Origin of the sequence: Pseudomonas sp. TMW22089 (genome assembly GCF_022496645.1) — a bacterium.
GTDB classification, from domain to species: domain Bacteria; phylum Pseudomonadota; class Gammaproteobacteria; order Pseudomonadales; family Pseudomonadaceae; genus Aquipseudomonas; species Aquipseudomonas paraversuta.
In genome coordinates this window covers 17,662-33,256 of sequence record NZ_SCFG01000023.1, presented here as the reverse complement: position 1 = coordinate 33,256, position 15,595 = coordinate 17,662, and the positions used below count along the sequence as shown (strand labels likewise).

Annotated in this window: 13 protein-coding genes; 10 read left to right on the top strand and 3 right to left on the bottom strand. The window is 60.8% G+C overall.

The annotated features are described in order from the left end of the window. Positions 1–1,404 precede the first annotated feature (1,404 nt). Together EQV90_RS17830 and EQV90_RS17825 are read right to left on the bottom strand one after the other, a co-directional pair. Positions 1,405–3,108 (bottom strand): amidase, encoded by a 1,704-nt coding sequence (locus EQV90_RS17830; protein ID WP_240878497.1) that lies wholly within the window; start codon positions 3,106–3,108, stop codon positions 1,405–1,407. Between the two features lie 170 nt (positions 3,109–3,278). After that, positions 3,279–4,148: a LysR family transcriptional regulator gene (locus tag EQV90_RS17825; RefSeq protein WP_003445006.1), complete on the bottom strand. Its 870-nt coding sequence runs from the start codon at positions 4,146–4,148 to the stop codon at positions 3,279–3,281. A gap of 155 nt (positions 4,149–4,303) precedes the next feature. On the opposite strand from EQV90_RS17825, the gene EQV90_RS17820 reads away from it, so the two are divergent. From EQV90_RS17820 to EQV90_RS17775, 10 genes are all read left to right on the top strand, one after another. Further along, the gene (locus tag EQV90_RS17820; RefSeq protein ID WP_003445005.1) at positions 4,304–5,341 is read left to right on the top strand and encodes an amino acid ABC transporter substrate-binding protein; all 1,038 of its coding nucleotides are present in this window, start codon (positions 4,304–4,306) and stop codon (positions 5,339–5,341) included. Between the two features lie 13 nt (positions 5,342–5,354). After that, positions 5,355–6,509: an ABC transporter permease subunit gene (locus tag EQV90_RS17815; RefSeq protein WP_003445004.1), complete on the top strand. Its 1,155-nt coding sequence runs from the start codon at positions 5,355–5,357 to the stop codon at positions 6,507–6,509. 2 nt (positions 6,510–6,511) lie between these two features. After that, the gene (locus tag EQV90_RS17810) at positions 6,512–7,609 is read left to right on the top strand and encodes an amino acid ABC transporter permease (protein WP_240878496.1); all 1,098 of its coding nucleotides are present in this window, start codon (positions 6,512–6,514) and stop codon (positions 7,607–7,609) included. Beyond that, a complete protein-coding gene (locus EQV90_RS17805) occupies positions 7,606–8,382 on the top strand; it encodes an amino acid ABC transporter ATP-binding protein (RefSeq protein WP_003445001.1) in 777 nt (258 codons plus the stop codon). The genes EQV90_RS17810 and EQV90_RS17805 overlap by 4 nt, the downstream gene beginning before the upstream one ends. Next, positions 8,379–9,338, top strand: a complete 960-nt coding sequence (locus tag EQV90_RS17800; protein WP_160627914.1) for an isoaspartyl peptidase/L-asparaginase — start codon at positions 8,379–8,381, stop codon at positions 9,336–9,338. Before EQV90_RS17805 ends, EQV90_RS17800 begins: the two co-directional genes overlap by 4 nt. Before the next feature lie 166 nt (positions 9,339–9,504). Then, entirely contained in the window at positions 9,505–9,810 is a 306-nt protein-coding gene (locus EQV90_RS17795; RefSeq protein ID WP_010657209.1) for an NIPSNAP family protein, read from the top strand. Between the two features lie 123 nt (positions 9,811–9,933). After that, complete coding sequence (locus tag EQV90_RS17790) at positions 9,934–10,665, top strand: GntR family transcriptional regulator (RefSeq protein WP_240878495.1); 732 nt, start codon at positions 9,934–9,936, stop codon at positions 10,663–10,665. A 122-nt stretch (positions 10,666–10,787) separates the two neighbouring features. Further along, positions 10,788–12,077 (top strand): MFS transporter, encoded by a 1,290-nt coding sequence (locus EQV90_RS17785; protein ID WP_003444993.1) that lies wholly within the window; start codon positions 10,788–10,790, stop codon positions 12,075–12,077. A gap of 27 nt (positions 12,078–12,104) precedes the next feature. Next, complete coding sequence (locus EQV90_RS17780) at positions 12,105–12,935, top strand: amidohydrolase family protein (RefSeq protein ID WP_240878494.1); 831 nt, start codon at positions 12,105–12,107, stop codon at positions 12,933–12,935. Positions 12,936–13,058: 123 nt separating this feature from the next. Then, entirely contained in the window at positions 13,059–13,469 is a 411-nt protein-coding gene (locus tag EQV90_RS17775) for an SRPBCC family protein (RefSeq protein ID WP_240878493.1), read from the top strand. Between the two features lie 499 nt (positions 13,470–13,968). Here the strand turns inward: EQV90_RS17775 and EQV90_RS17770 are convergent, their stop codons facing one another. Further along, on the bottom strand, positions 13,969–15,552 hold the full coding sequence (locus EQV90_RS17770; protein WP_240878492.1) for an aldehyde dehydrogenase (NADP(+)): 1,584 nt from the start codon (positions 15,550–15,552) through the stop codon (positions 13,969–13,971). Positions 15,553–15,595 lie beyond the last annotated feature (43 nt).

The following is a 15,595-nucleotide window of genomic DNA, read 5'->3' as shown; positions in this document are numbered from 1 at the left end:
CATACGGCCGAGCTCGCCTAGGCTCGCCCGGTGCCCTCACTCCGGCGCTGTTGTGGGGGCACGCCGTGACGGGCCATCCATGGCCCGGCACGGCTGGCTCGGCGTCCTGCCTCGCCACCCCCACAACAGCACCTGCGTTCGGCCTCCTGTGATGGGCGTCTGCGTCGTTTCGACTATCGAGTTGCGGTAGAGGCATCGTCTTTAAAAGCAAAAAGCAAAAAGCAAAAAGCAAAAAGCAAAACAGCGCCTACAGGTCGTTTTTGATCTGCTTTTGATCTGCTTTTGATCTGCTTTTGATTTGTTTTTGATCTTGATCTACTGGCCCCTTCGGGAGGCCGAGAGGAGGTTCTGCGTAGTTGTCCTCCCGGCATGGATGCCGGGAGAGCCGTGTTGGGCCATGGATGGCCCGTCACGGCGTGGCCACGGAGCGGGACCGGAGCGAGGGAACCTGAGCGCAGCGAAGGCCGTACGCTGGGGCAAGGCCTTTTTGGTTCCTTTTGTGGCTGTTTGACAAAAGGGACTCGCCGTAAGGGCGAAACCCGTAGAGAGCCGTGATACATCAAACGGATATGTACACGGTGGGATTTATAGATCTACCGGATACATATCCTGCACAGGCGTTTATCTGAAATACAGGTTTCGCCCTTACGGCGAGGTACTTTTGGCAAACGCCCCAAAAGTACCCAAAAGGTCTGTGCCCTACCATACGGCCGTGCTCGCCTAGGCTCGCCCGGTACCCTCACTCCGGCGCTGTTGTGGGGGCACGCCGTGACGGGCCATCCATGGCCCGGCACGGCTGGCTCGGCGTCCTGCCTCGCCACCCCCACAACAGCCCCTGCGTTCGGCCTTCTGTGATGGGCATCCGCGTCGTTCCGACTATCCAGTGGCGGCAGGGACATCTCCTTTAAAAGCAAAAAGCAAAAAGCAAAACAGCGACTACAGGGGCGTTTTTGATCTGCTTTTGATCTGCTTTTGATCTGCTTTTGATCTTGATCTACTGGCCCCTTCGGGAGGCTGAGAGGAGGTTCTGCGTAGTGGTCCTCCCGGCATGGATGCCGGGAGAGCCGTGTTGGGCCATGGATGGCCCGTCACGGCGTGGCCACGGAGCGGGACCGGAGCGAGGGAACCTGAGCGCAGCGAAGGCCGTACGCTGGGGCAAGGCCTTTTTGCTTACTTTTGTGGCTGTTTGACAAAAGTGAGCCGCCGTAAGGGCGGAACCCGTAGAGAGCCGTGATACATCAAACGGATATATACGCGGTATTCATGGCCCGACACGGCTGGCTCGGCGTCCTGCCTCGCCACCCCCACAACAGCCCCTGCGTTCGGCCTTCTGTGATGGGCATCCGCGTCGTTTCGGCTATCGAGTGGCGGCAGGACATCGTCTTTAAAACCCAAAGCCAAAACTTATGCCAATGGCGGCGTACGCGGCGGGATCAGGCGTTTGCTGCCGGTGGCTTCAAACGCCGCAGCAAACCGCAACAACGCCGAATCATCATAGGCCCGACCGGCAAAGGTCAGCCCCACCGGCATGCCAATATCCGCCATCACACCCATAGGCACCGTCACCGTCGGCACACCCAGATGCCGGATCGCCAGGTTACCGTTGGCAACCCAAACCCCATTGCTCCACGCAATATCCGCAGATACCGGATTCACATCCGCATCCGCCGGCCCTACATCGGCAACCGTCGGGAACAGCACTGCATCCAGACCCAGACCATCCATCCAGTCCTCCAGGTCAATCCTGCGGGTCTGCTCCAGGCCGCGCAGGCCATCCGGCACGGTACTGATCCGGTCCCACGGGGTAATGCCGCGCTCGGCCATGCGCACATATTCATCCATGCCCGCCGCCAGTTCATCTTCGCGATTGGGCAAGGTTCCCGGGTCGTGGGGGAAGATCAGTGCACCGTCAACGGCTGCCAGACAGCCAAGTTTCGGATCACCATTGGCCCGCAGGAAGTCGTCAAACGCCCAGGCCGACAGCTCCCACAACTCATCATGCAAAAACTCTTTGGACACCAGACCGCGGGTAAACACGGTGGGTGCTCCGGGGCGGTCACCCTCGCAATTGGACACCAGCGGGAAGTCGACTTCGATCACTTCACCACCCCGGGCTTCAATGGCCTGACGCGCGGCTTGCCAGAGCTCGATCACCGAGGCCCGGGTAATGATCCGCTGGCCGGTCGGGCCGCCAATACCCGGTGCTTCGGCCGTGCCCGCTTCGGGGTCGGCATTGATGTACATGCGCGGTATGCCAAAGCGCTTGCCTGCCAGTGCGTCAGCGCCGGCATTGAGCTCTGCATAAGAGGCAGGGCGCACCGAGGCCACTGCCGGGATCGGTACCCAGGGCTGCAGGCGCCACAGATCACCACGGGTGTCCGGGTCTTCGGCCACGACCACGTCCAGTACTTCAAGCAGGTCGGCCATGGTTCTGGCAAACGGCACCACCACGTCCATGGTCGGGGTCAGCGGCCAGTTGCCGCGCACCGAAATCACCCCGCGCGATGGGGTATAGGCGCACAAACCATTGTTCGAGGCCGGGCCACGTCCGCTGGACCAGGTTTCTTCCGCCAGACCAAAGGCCGAAAAACTGGCTGCGGTTGCCGTGCCTGCACCGTTGGATGAGCCCGAGGCAAAGGGCGCGGTGAGGTAATCGGCGTTATACGGGCTCTCGGCCCGGCCATATACCCCGCGCTGCATGCCACCGTTGGCCATGGGCGGCATATTGGTCTTGCCCAGGCAAATGGCCCCGGCGCCACGCAGGCCTTCGATGGTAAACGCATCGCGATGGGCCACCAGGTCCTTGAAGGCGGGGCTGCCCGACGCTGCGGTCAGCCCTTTCACCAGATAGCTGTCCTTGGCGGTGTAGGGGATGCCGTCCAGAGGTCCCAGGGTCTGCCCCTTGGCCCGCCGTGCATCGCTGGCCTGCGCTTCGGCCAGCGCCTCAGGGTTGCGCACCACCACGGCATTGAGGGCAGTGGCTGTATCGGGCGTGTCATAGGCATCGATGCGGGCAAGATAAGCCTGCACCAGCTCAACCGCCGTTACCTGTCCGGACTCGAGCGCGGCGCGCAGTTGGGCGATGGGGACCTCGGTGACTTCAAACATGCGCTTACCGCTGGTTGCTGATGGGGGACGCAGAGCTTATCTAAAGTCGTACCTGCTCAGCCAGCGATGTGATGATAAACCCTGCCCGTTCCGGACCCATGCAGGAGCGAGCTTGCCTCGCGAGCTTTTTGCCGGGCCCATATTGAAGGCTGTGGCGCCGGTAGACCTGGCTACAACCTCTGCCAAAACGCATCGGCCTGGGGATTACGGTTATCCCGCCAGCGCACCAGAATCACTTCCAGATGGTCCGATTCCATGTCCGGGTACAAGCGCACCAGTTCCTGCCGCTCGATCAGGGGCGCGACCATGCTGTGGGGCATGCACGCCACGCCCTGGCCGCTGGCGACCATGGGTTTCAGGGCTTCGGATACGGTCGCTTCGAACACCTGCAGCAGGCGCTGTGGTTGTGGATGGCGGTTGATCTGGGTGCGCGACAGTTCATGCAGTTGCGCACTGCGCGAGTAGCTCAACAGCGGGATCGGCGCATCGGTCTGCGCACAGTGCGCGGCCAGGGCCGGGGTGGCGACCCAGTACAGTTCGTCCTGGCCCAGGGACTTGACCTCGAACTCGCTCTGACGGGAGTAGGGCGCAGTCTTGGCGTCGCGGTAGAACAGGATGAAATCGCAACGTCCCGACATCAGCGCCATGTAGTAATCATCGGTGCTGCGATAACCGGTATCGATCCGGGTAAACAGGGGCGCCTCAGGGCTGTTGAGCCGGCTGATCCAGCCCGGGAAAAAGTTGCAGGCCAGGGTGTGCAACGAGGCGAATGTCAGCGGCCGGTTCAGCACTCTTACGCTCTGCTCGCAGTCCCGGGCCATGCGCACCAGTTCCACGGCATTCGGCAGCAGGGCTTCGCCGGCAGCCGTCAGGCGCACCGGGTTGCGGTCGCGGTCCACCAGGGTCGCGCCCAGGTGGCCTTCAAGTAACTGAATGCGCCGGCTCAACGCCGATTGCGACGAGCCACGCATGCTGGCAGCCGCAGTGAACTTGCCGGTATCGGCCAGGGCGAGAAAGTCTTCATACCAGTCGATATTCATAGAGTTATTCCAATATTCGATAGGGCGTCCAGCATTGTGGATCAAGAGTCGCTATCCGGCCCGTGGCTCTGTCTTTATTGTGCCCATCACACGCCACCTGCCGTTGAACTGTGGTCGTCAGGCATAACAAGAAGAATTTTTAAAGGGGCAATGATATGCACAAATTGAATAGGGTGAAGCTTTTGCTTGGAGCGCCCGTACTGGCACTGCTCGCCACCTGTGTCCAAACCGCCCAGGCAGGTGTGCTGGATAAAGTCAAAGCCCATGGCTCTGTGCGCTGTGGGGTAGCCGGCGACAAACCGGGCTTTTCCCTGATCGATGACAAGGGGCGCTGGACCGGCATGGACGTGGATCTCTGCCGGGCAGTGGCTGCCGCGGTGCTGGGCGATGCGGACAAGGTCGAGTACCTGACCACCACCGCCAAAAACCGCTTTACCGCCCTGGCGTCCGGGGAAATCGACATTCTGTCCCGCGCCGCGTCCTGGACGGCCGAGCGGATAGCCAACCTGGGGGTGGATTTCACCACCGTCTGGTTTTATGACGGCCAGGGCTTTATGACCCACGCCGCCGACGGCATCGAAAAACTCACCGATCTGGACGGCGCAACCTTTTGCCTGTCACCGGGCACCACCTCCGAGCAGAACCTGGAGGACTATTTCGGCCGCCGTGGCCTGACCTATAAAACCGTGGTCATCGAGAAAAGCCCCGAGCTGTACGCGGCCTTCCAGCGCGGGCGCTGCAATGCCATCTCCAACGACTCCTCGGGCCTGGCCGCACGCCTGGCGCTGATGAACAACCCCCAGGACTACGCGCTGCTGCCCGAAGTGATCTCCAAGGAGCCTCTGGGCGCTTTCGTCGCCCAGGGTGACACCACCTGGCGCAACATCGTGACCTGGACCGCCTACGCGCTGATGACCGGTGAAGAGCTGGGCGTGACCTCGGACAACGTCGACCAGTTACGCACCAGTAAAACGGCATCAACCGATATCGCCCGTTTGCTGGGGACTGAAGGCACCATCGGTCAATCCTTTGGCCTGGACAATGACTGGGCATACCGCGCCCTCAAGCAAGTGGGCAATTACGCGCAGATCTACGACCGTAACCTCGGCCAGCAGACAGCCCTGAACATTCCCCGCGGGTTGAACCGCAGCTGGAAAGACCATGGCTTGATGTATGCACCGCCGATTCGTTAAGGGAATTACGCTTATGTCGACCCATCGTTCGCCCAATCTGCGTCTGTCCAGTGTGTTGCAGCAGGGGCTGGTACTGGCCCTGGTTGCGGCAGTCTTTTATTTGCTCGCCAGTAACGCCGCGTTGAACCTCAAACACCTGAATATCGCCTCGGGATTCGGTTTTTTATCTCAGCGTGCCGGTTACGACATCAGTTTCTCGCTGATTGACTACACCCCGGACGCGACCTACGCCCGGGCTTATCTGGTGGGCCTGCTCAACACCTTGCTGGTGTCGGTGCTGAGCATTGTGCTGGCGACCCTGCTGGGTGGCGCACTGGGCCTGGCCAGGGTCTCGGACAACTGGCTGATCAAGCGCCTGAGCGGCACCTGCGTCGAGTTTCTGCGCAATGTGCCGCTGGTGGTGCATCTGGTGTGGTGGTACGGGCTGGTCCTGGCCTTGCCCGGGGTCAAACACTCGGCTTCACTGGCCGGCGTGGTGTTTTTGAACAACAACGGCCTCACCCTGCCTTGGCTTGAGCAGGGCAGCCTGGTGGGTTGGGGCCTGACCTTGATGGCCCTGGGCACCTTGCTGGGCTATGGGTTTTGTCGAGTCAAGGATGCCCGTGCGCCGTGGCGCGGGTTTGCTTCCCGGCGCTGGCCGGCACTGTTGGCCGGGGCCCTGTTGCTGCCGTTGCTGGTGTACGCCTTGAGCGGGGCCCAGGTGCAGTGGGAGGTGCCGGTGCAGCGTGGCTTCGGCTTCAAGGGCGGGATCACCCTGGTACCGGAAATGCTCGCCCTGTGTCTGGCCCTGTCGTTCTACAGCGCCAGTTACATCGCCGAAATCGTGCGCGGCGCCATCGAGTCGGTTCATCGCGGCCAGTACGAAGCAGCCAGGGCACTGGGCTTCAAGTCCGGCTCAACCATGCGCCAGCTGATCGTGCCGCAAGCGATCTACCCGATGATTCCGCAGATCACCAACACCTACCTCAACATCGTCAAGAACTCCTCGCTGGGGGTAGTCATCGGTTTCATGGAGCTGGTGTCGTCCACCGGCGGCACCACCCTGAACCAGACCGGCCAGGCCATTGAGTGCATCGCCCTGGTGATGGGCACTTACTGTGCAATCAGCCTGGTGATCTCCCTGGGGATGAACATCTACAACCACCGTATCGGCCAGAGGGGGCACTGAACATGACTGCAATGAATCAAGCACTGACGCTGCCGTTGGCGCCGCCACGACTGCCCTGGACCCGGCGCGTGCTGACCTGGACCCGCAGCCAGCTGTTCCCCAGCGCGGGCCACAGTTTGCTGACCCTCGGGGTGATTGCACTGCTGTGCTGGTGCGTGCCCGCGGCCCTCAACTGGCTGGTTTTTGATGCCACCTTCGTTGGCGAACATGCCAGGGATTGCAACCCTGCCGGGGCTTGCTGGTTGCCGATAACCCAGCGCTGGAACCTGTTTGTCTATGGCTTCTATCCCCAGGCCGAACAGTGGCGGGTGACCCTGTCATTTGTGCTGGCGGGTTCGGCGTTCGGGCTGCTGTTTTTCAAGCGCCTGGACCGTCGCCTGCTCCTGGCTTACCTGGCGTTGCTGCCCATCGTGATGTGGTGGCTGCTCAAGGGCGGCGCCGGTTTGCCGGAGGTATCTTCGACCAGGTTCGCCGGGATGCTGGTAACGGTGTTCCTCGGCACGGCCGGGATGATTTTCGCCTTGCCGCTGGGAATTCTGCTGGCCCTGGGCAGACGCTCCAAACTGCCGGTGGTCCGCCTGCTGTGCGTGCTGTACATCGAGCTGGTGCGTTCGGTGCCGGTGATCTCGCTGCTGTTCATGGCGTCGCTGATGATTCAACTGTTCCTGCCGCCGGGTTCGGCTTTTGACATCCTGCTGCGGGTGCAGCTGGTGTTGATCCTGTTCACCGCAGCCTACATGGCCGAGACCCTGCGTGGCGGCTTGCAGAATCTGCCCAGGGGCCAGTACGAAGCAGCCCAGGCACTGGGCTTCGGCTACTGGAAAACCATGGGCCAGATCATCCTGCCGCAGGTGCTCAAGCAATCCATTGCGCCGTTGCTGACGCAGTTTATCGGCCTGTTCAAAGAGACCACGCTGGTGATGATTGTCGGCGTACTGGACATCGTGGGCATTGCCATGAGCACCGCCGTCACCCCTGAGTGGGTCGAGTACGGCCACGAAATCTATGTGTTCCTGGCGATTTATTTCTTTGTCATCTGTTTTGCACTGTCGCGCTACGCCCGACACCTTGAACAACGTATGGAGCAGAGCCGCTCATGATCAGCAAAGCCAAGTCCGATCCAGCCCTGATGGTGCGCATCGAGCAATTGAACAAATGGTTCGGTAATGCCCACGTACTGAAAAATATTTCCCTGAACGTTGAAGCGGGGGAGAAGGTGGTGATTTGCGGGCCTTCGGGTTCGGGCAAGTCGACCCTGATCCGCTGCATCAACCAGCTCGAACAACACCAGCAAGGCACAGTCGAGGTGCTGGGGGAGGAGCTCAATGGCAGCGTCAAGGGGCTGGAGCGCATTCGTCGTCAGGTCGGCATGTGCTTTCAGCACTTCAATCTGTTCCCCCATCTCACCGTGCTGAAAAACTGCACCCTGGCGCAAACCTCCAACCTTGGCGTGCCCCAGGACCAGGCCATCGAGCGCGCCCTGAGCCTGCTGGACAAGGTCAAGATGCGCGACCATGCCAACAAGTTTCCGTCCCAGTTGTCCGGCGGCCAGCAGCAACGTATCGCGATAGCCCGGGCGTTGTGCATGCAGCCCAAAGTCATGTTGTTTGATGAACCGACCTCGGCCCTGGACCCGGAAATGATTGCCGAGGTCCTGGAGGTGATGACCAGTCTGGCCCATGAAGGCATGACCATGATCTGTGTGACCCACGAGATGGGTTTCGCGCGCAAGGTCGCGGACCGGATTGTATTTATGGATCAGGGCGAAATTGTTGAAGAGGCCCCGCCCGAGCGGTTTTTCTCGGCCCCTGAATCCCCGCGAACCCAACGTTTTTTGAGCCAGATCATCAACCACGGAGTGCATGCACAATGACCCCTTCTATTGCCATGGCCTTGCACGGTGGCGCCGGCGTACTGATGCCCGGCATGCTGACTGAAGACGACGAACAGGCGATCCACCAGGCGTTGTTGCAGGCGCTCAAGGCCGGGGTTGCAGTGCTGGAGCGCGGCGGTAGCAGCCTGGATGCGGTGCAGGCCAGCGTGGTCGAGCTGGAGGAGTGCCCCTGGTTCAATGCCGGAAAAGGCGCTGTCTTTACCCACTGCGGCGATCATGAACTGGACGCCGCGATCATGAACGGCGCCAACCTGGAGGCAGGTGCAGTGGCGGGTGTGCACCATGTGCGCAACCCGATTTGCGGAGCGCGGGCGGTGCTTGAGCACAGTGAACATGTGTTGCTGGCCGGTACCGGCGCCGATCTGTTCCTGTCCGAGCAAGCGGGGCTGGAGCATGTCAGCAACGATTGGTATGACACGCCCTTGCGCCGTCGGCAGTGGGCCGCCCAGCAACAGCAACCCGAGACCCTGATGCTGGAGCCGGGGGGCATTGAAAAGAAATTCGGCACCGTGGGCGCTGTGGCCCTGGACTGCAACGGGCATGTGGCAGCAGCCACCTCCACCGGTGGCATTACCAACAAGCGCTACGGTCGGGTAGGCGACTCGCCGCTGATCGGCTCCGGTACCTGGGCCGATGACCGCAGTGCCGCCATCTCGGCCACCGGGCACGGCGAATTCTTTATCCGCACTGTGGTCGCCCATAACATCGCGTCGCGTATCCGCCTGGTGGGATCGAGCCTGGACCAGGCCTGTGAGGCGGTGGTGCAGGGCGAGCTCAAGGAACTGGGAGGCAGCGGCGGCGTAGTGGCGGTATCCCCTTCGGGCGAGACCGTTCTGAGCTTCAACACCCCCGGCATGTACCGCGCCTGGCGGGATGCGGAGGGTGGTATGCACACGGCGATTTATGCCGAGGATGACCGCCTGCACGCTGTTTGACGCATACCGCCCCCTGTAGGAGCGAGCGTGCTCGCAAGCTCTTTGTTGTCAGGTTGCAAAGGCTCGCTCCTGCAGGGGAAGGCGGGTGGGACGCAGTGATGGCATATTGACCTCAGAGGAGGCCGCAGCTTAGTCTCGGCCTCCTTTTACGCCATGGACTGAAGACATGATTACCTGCCATCTGCGCTATGTGATTGACCCTTACAAACTGGCCGAATTCGAAGCGTACGGGCGGTTGTGGATCCCGCTGGTAGAGAAATTCGGTGGCATCCACCACGGCTACTTCCTGCCATCGGAAGGCGCCAACAACATAGCGCTGGCCATGTTTTCGTTCCCCTCCCTGGCAGCCTATGAAGACTACCGCGAGCGCTCTAAAACCGACCCCGAGTGTATCGCGGCGTTCAAGCTGGCAGAGGACAACCGCTGCATTGTCAGTTACGAGCGCAGCTTCCTGCGTCCGGTGTTCCAGTAACCGGGCAGCGACTACGGATTACCAGGGTGAATATTCCGATCCATATTGACAATCATTGGCGATGAGGAAATACTCGTCGCCAATATTCATATATATGACTATATAACTTGGCGCATAAAGTCTATGAATGCTCTTTCTAGTGATACCCGCCTGCCGCATTACCAACGCCTGCGTGACCATCTGGCTGAGCAGATCGCCAGGAACCGCTGGCGCCCGGGGGAGGTGATTCCTACCGAGGCTGCGCTGTCTGCGCAATATCACCTGTCCACCGGCACCGTGCGCAAAGCCATAGACATGCTGGTCAGTGATGGCGTCCTGGAACGCCAACAGGGTCGCGGTACCTTTGTCCGCCGTCCCCAGTTTCAATCTTCGCTGTTCCGGTTTTTCCGCTTTCAGACTGCCTCCGGCGAACGCCTGGTGCCGCAAAGTCGCATCCTCAGCGTCGAGCCCGTGGCTGCGCCCTCGGCAGTGGCCCAGGCGCTGGGGCTGGCTGTCGATGCAGCAGTGATCCGGATTGTGCGTATTCGCCTGCTGGAAGTTCAGCCGCTGCTTGCCGAAGAAATCTGGCTGCCCCGCAGCCGTTTCGAACCGCTGCTCAAGATCGATCTGAGTGAGCAGGGGCCGTTGCTGTATCCCATCTACGAAGAGATGTGCGGCCAGGTTGTGGCCTATGCCGAAGAAACCCTGACCGCCGAATCGGTCAATGAAGTGCATGCCCGGCTGCTGCAGGTCGAGGTCAACAGCCCGGTGGTGGTGATCGAGCGGTTGGCCCGGGATTACGCCGGTACGCCGCTGGAGTGGCGACGCTCGCGCGGGCATGCCGAGCATTTCCGTTACAGCGTGGATATCCGTTAACCCCCCACCCCTGTGGGCCCGTTGGCCGGCAGGGGGTTCATCGTTGTGTTTGTCATGACTGGCCCGATAGCGGCGCGGTTCGCGTTCGGCTGCCTCAGGTTCCACCCATAAGGATAAGAATCATGTTCAGTTGGTATCGGCAGGTCACTCCCCGGGAGCGAAAAACGTTTTGGGCCTGCTTCGGCGGATGGTCCCTCGACGCGCTGGAAGTACAAATGTTCGGTCTGGCGATTCCGGCGCTGATTGCCGCCTTCGCCTTGACCAAGGGCGATGCAGGATTGATCAGCGCTGTCACCCTGGTGACGTCGGCGATCGGTGGCTGGGTCGGCGGCACGCTGTCTGACCGCTATGGTCGGGTGCGCACGCTGCAGTGGATGATTCTCTGGTTCTCGTTCTTCACCTTTCTGTCAGCCTTCGTCACCGGCTTCCATCAACTATTGATCGTCAAGGCGCTGCAGGGGTTTGGCATCGGTGGCGAATGGGCGGCCGGCGCAGTACTGATGGCCGAGACCATCAACCCGAAATATCGCGGCAAGGTCATGGGCACCGTGCAAAGCGCCTGGGCGGTCGGTTGGGGTCTGGCGGTCGGGGTGTTCGCCCTGATCTATTCGCTGGTACCGCAGGACATGGCTTGGCGTGTGATGTTCGTGGTCGGGTTGCTGCCTTCGTTCCTGATCATCTGGGTGCGGCGCAATGTGGAGGAGCCCGACAGCTTCCAGCGCATGCAAAAGGAACGTGTCATCCCCCAAAGCTTCTTCAAATCCCTGGCGGGCATCTTCCGCCCGGAACTGATCCGCGTGACCCTGTTCGGGGGGCTGCTGGGGCTGGGCGCCCACGGTGGTTACCACGCGGTCATGACCTGGCTGCCGACCTTCCTTAAAACCGAGCGCAACCTGTCGGTACTCAACTCCGGCGGTTATCTGGCGGTGATTATCTTTGCCTTCTGGTGCGGCTGCGTGGTCAGCGGTTTGTTGATCGACCGTATCGGGCGTCGCAAGAACATTGTGCTGTTCGCGTTGTGCTGTGTGGTCACGGTGCAGTGCTACGTGTTCCTGCCGCTGAGCAATACCCAGATGCTGTTTCTCGGCTTCCCGCTGGGCTTCTTTGCCGCCGGTATTCCCGCAAGCCTTGGGGCCCTGTTTAACGAACTGTACCCGGCGGACGTGCGCGGTGCCGGTGTGGGTTTTTGCTACAACTTTGGCCGGGTGCTGTCGGCGGTGTTCCCGTTCCTGGTCGGGCATATGAGCGAGTCCATGTCCCTGGGCTCGGCGATTGGCATCGACGCCGGCATCGCCTATGGCGTGGCCGTTCTCGCCGCCCTTTGCTTGCCGGAAACCCGTGGCCGCAGCCTTGAAAAATCCACGTCCGTGATCCCGGACGACACCCTTGGCAAAGAGGGCGCCCGTGCCTGAAGCCGCTTACTTTTGTAGATGAAATCCATGTCTGATCCCCGTTCCACAACCCTGACCGGCATCGATAGTCATGCCCATGTATTCAGTCGCGAGCTGAACCTGAGCGCGGCCCGGCGTTACACCCCGGACTATGACGCGACCCTGGCGCAGTACTTTAAATACCTGGGCGACCACGGTCTGAGTCACGGCGTGCTGGTGCAGCCCAGCTTTCTGGGCACCGATAACAGCTACCTGCTGGCAGCGCTGGAACAGGCGCCCGGGCAACTGCGCGGGGTGGTGGTGCTGGAACCCGGGGTCAAGCCCGGGGTGCTGCACGACATGGCCCGCCAGGGCGTGGTCGGGGTGCGCCTGAACTTGATGGGCAAGGCCTTGCCGGACCTGGCCGAGCCAGTCTGGAAAGACTTTCTGGGTCGCATTGCCGGGCTGGGCTGGCATGTCGAGTTGCACCGTCAGATCGAGGACCTGCCGGATCTTGCATGTCAGCTACTGGCGTCCGGGGTCAAAGTGGTGATTGATCATTTTGGCCGCCCGGACGCACGTCTGGGTCTGGATCAACCCGGTTTTGCGCAAATGCTCGAACTGGGACGCAGCGGTCGGGTATGGGTGAAAGTCTCTGGCATCTATCGTCTGGGTGGCAGCGAGCGGCAAAACCTCGAGTTTGCCCGGGCGGCATTGCCCTTGCTGGTGCAGAGCTTTGGCCCGGACCGATTGGTGTGGGGCAGTGACTGGCCGCATACCCAGCATGAACACACTATTGACTATGCCCGGGTGATTGAGCAGTTGCAGGCCCTGCAATGCCCGGCGCCATTGCTGCAGTCGCTGCAGGGGCAGGCGGCTAAAGTCTTATTCGGGTTTTGACTGCAGATCGGTCAGTATCGAGTTTGATCTTGTCAATGTAATCGTGGTCTTGCGGGGCTGCGGTGGTAGGGTCGACAGCATGGCGCTTCATTTCTTTTTCAGTTACCCGGAGACACAGATCACATGGCAACGGCATCAGCGGTAATCGACATCCCGGCTTCGGCCGACCAGGTCTGGCAATTGATCGGTGGCTTCAATAGCCTGCCCGACTGGTTGCCGATCGTCACCCGAAGCGAACTCAGTGAAGGCGGGCGCTTGCGCAACCTGCGCACCGAGGATGGCACGGTGATTGTCGAGCGTCTGCAAACCTTCGATAACGCCGCTAAAACCTACAGCTACTCCCTGACCGAGTCCCCTTTTCCGGTGCAGGACTATCTGGCGACCTTGAGCGTTGAGGCCCTGGGTGACGGCGCGCGAGTGAGATGGTCCGGTCATTTCACGGCGCTCGGTGTCACTGAAGGCGAGGCACAGGAACTGTTCACGGGTGTCTACCAGGTCGGCCTGACAGCGTTGCGCGCCAATTTCCCGGGCTGACAGCCCAATCCTGCAGGAGCCTGTATCCAATGGGGGCTGGCTTGCCAGCGATGGCGGTGGGTCAGTCGATGCATCGGCTTCTGACACTCTGCTGCGGCGAGCAGGCTCGCTGCTGCAGTTTTTACCAGGGCAGCAGTAGTGGCATATTGCTCATAAGCTCATAAAGTCGATATTGGCAAGCTAGACCCTTGAAATAAAACGAAAAACCCGCAAATGGTGGCCATCCAGAATCAGTCCGGGTTGGAAAACATGTGACTATTTAATGACTTAGGTCAGTATTGCTTTGAAATAAATTGTGCAAAATAACTTGTTACTTATTGTGACACTGGGGTAAGATCGCCCTGCGTTCACCTACCACGGTTTATGCATTTTTAAGCCCCAAGTTTCCATCAGCTACTTGGGCTTTTTTTTGCCTTAAATTTGATATCGGATCCAATTTCTACAAGCGCAGAAACAAAAACGGCGCCCGTTGCAGGCGCCGTCGTCCAGTCATAAAGCCTTAAGCAATCGCTTTCGAACTCCACTCGCCGTTAACCAGACGTTGCAGGCCCAGCGGGTTGCGATTTTGCAACGCTGCCGGCAGCAAGGCGTCGGGATAGTTCTGGTAGCACACCGGACGCAAGAACCGGTCGATGGCCAGTGAGCCAACCGAGGTGCCGCGTGCATCCGAAGTGGCCGGGTAAGGGCCGCCGTGAACCATGGCATCACAGACTTCGACCCCGGTCGGGTAGCCATTGACCAGGATGCGCCCTACTTTTTGCTCAAGAATCGGCATCAGCCACTGGTAGTGCTCAAGGTCGGCCGGTTCGCCAATCAGGGTGGCGGTCAGTTGCCCGCGCAGGGCCAGCAGCGCTGCTTTGAGCTGGGCGTCATTTTCCACTTCGATGATGATCGTCGCCGGACCGAACACTTCTTCCTGCAGCAAAGGATCCTTGTTCAGCAGCAGGCTGACATCGGCCTTGAACAGCTGTGGCTGGGCCTGTGCGCCGGACTGGCTGTGGCCGGCCAGGTGAGTGATGCCTTTATGGCTGAGCAGGTGCTCGACGCCCTTGGCGTAGTTGCGCAGACCGCCCGCATTGAGCAGGGTGTGTGGCGCCTGTTCGGCCATCTGTTGCGTGAGTTTTTCGACGAACGCCGACAGCTCGGGGGAGCGCAGACCGATCACCAGCCCGGGGTTGGTGCAGAACTGGCCACCGCCCATGGTCACGGATGCGGCCAGTTCCCCTGCCACCTTGCCACCCCGTGCGGCCAGGGCCTGGGGCAGCAGGATCACCGGGTTGATGCTCGACATCTCGGCGAATACCGGAATCGGTTGCTCGCGCTCGGCAGCCATTTTGCTCAGCGCATTGCCACCGTGCAGCGACCCGGTAAAGCCCACTGCCTGAATGGCCGGGTGTTTGATCAGCGGCTCGCCGACGCCGGCGCCGAAGATCATGTTGAACACGCCCTTGGGCATGCCGGTTTTTTCCGCGGCGCGAATGATTGCGCAACCGACCTGGTCAGCCGTTGCCATGTGACCGCTGTGGGCCTTGAACACCACCGGGCAGCCAGCAGCAAAAGCAGCGGCAGTGTCGCCACCGGCAGTGGAAAAGGCCAGCGGGAAGTTACTGGCGCCAAACACTGCCACCGGACCAACGCCGATGCGGTATTGACGCAAGTCCACCCGTGGCAGCGGTTTGCGGTCGGGCATGGCCAGGTCGATACGGGCGCCTAAAAAGTCGCCGCGACGCAGCACTTTGGCGAACAGGCGCATCTGCCCGCTGGTACGACCGCGTTCGCCCTGGATACGCCCGGCGGGCAGTGCGGTTTCACGGCAGACCAGCGCCACAAAGTCGTCGCCCAACTGGTCGATTTCGTCAGCAATAGCATCGAGAAATTCGGCGCGGCGTTCAGGGCTGAGCTGGCGGAATTCGATAAAGGCCTGATCGGCGGCATTGGCGGCGCGGTCTACTTCCTCGGGCGTGGCCTGATGAAAGCGAAAGGGCAGGGCAACGCCGGTGCTGGCATCGAGGCTTTCAAGGGTGACTGTGCCGGCAGCGCTACGGCTGCCGCCGATAAAGTTTTGGCCTGTTACGGTAGACATCGGTTCAATCCTCGCTAGATAGGCTTTAGACGCGCTATGGAAC

Bases quoted from the DNA above. Each gene is read 5' to 3' on its own strand.
- EQV90_RS17825 (WP_003445006.1), bottom strand. From the start codon at position 4,148: ATGAATATCGACTGGTATGAAGACTTTCTCGCCCTGGCCGATACCGGC.
- EQV90_RS17800 (WP_160627914.1), top strand. From the start codon at position 8,379: ATGACCCCTTCTATTGCCATGGCCTTGCACGGTGGCGCCGGCGTACTG.
- EQV90_RS17780 (WP_240878494.1), top strand. From the start codon at position 12,105: ATGTCTGATCCCCGTTCCACAACCCTGACCGGCATCGATAGTCATGCC.
- EQV90_RS17810 (WP_240878496.1), top strand. From the start codon at position 6,512: ATGACTGCAATGAATCAAGCACTGACGCTGCCGTTGGCGCCGCCACGA.
- EQV90_RS17830 (WP_240878497.1), bottom strand. From the start codon at position 3,108: ATGTTTGAAGTCACCGAGGTCCCCATCGCCCAACTGCGCGCCGCGCTC.
- EQV90_RS17770 (WP_240878492.1), bottom strand. From the start codon at position 15,552: ATGTCTACCGTAACAGGCCAAAACTTTATCGGCGGCAGCCGTAGCGCT.
- EQV90_RS17820 (WP_003445005.1), top strand. From the start codon at position 4,304: ATGCACAAATTGAATAGGGTGAAGCTTTTGCTTGGAGCGCCCGTACTG.
- EQV90_RS17790 (WP_240878495.1), top strand. From the start codon at position 9,934: ATGAATGCTCTTTCTAGTGATACCCGCCTGCCGCATTACCAACGCCTG.
- EQV90_RS17815 (WP_003445004.1), top strand. From the start codon at position 5,355: ATGTCGACCCATCGTTCGCCCAATCTGCGTCTGTCCAGTGTGTTGCAG.
- EQV90_RS17775 (WP_240878493.1), top strand. From the start codon at position 13,059: ATGGCAACGGCATCAGCGGTAATCGACATCCCGGCTTCGGCCGACCAG.
- EQV90_RS17795 (WP_010657209.1), top strand. From the start codon at position 9,505: ATGATTACCTGCCATCTGCGCTATGTGATTGACCCTTACAAACTGGCC.
- EQV90_RS17785 (WP_003444993.1), top strand. From the start codon at position 10,788: ATGTTCAGTTGGTATCGGCAGGTCACTCCCCGGGAGCGAAAAACGTTT.
- EQV90_RS17805 (WP_003445001.1), top strand. From the start codon at position 7,606: ATGATCAGCAAAGCCAAGTCCGATCCAGCCCTGATGGTGCGCATCGAG.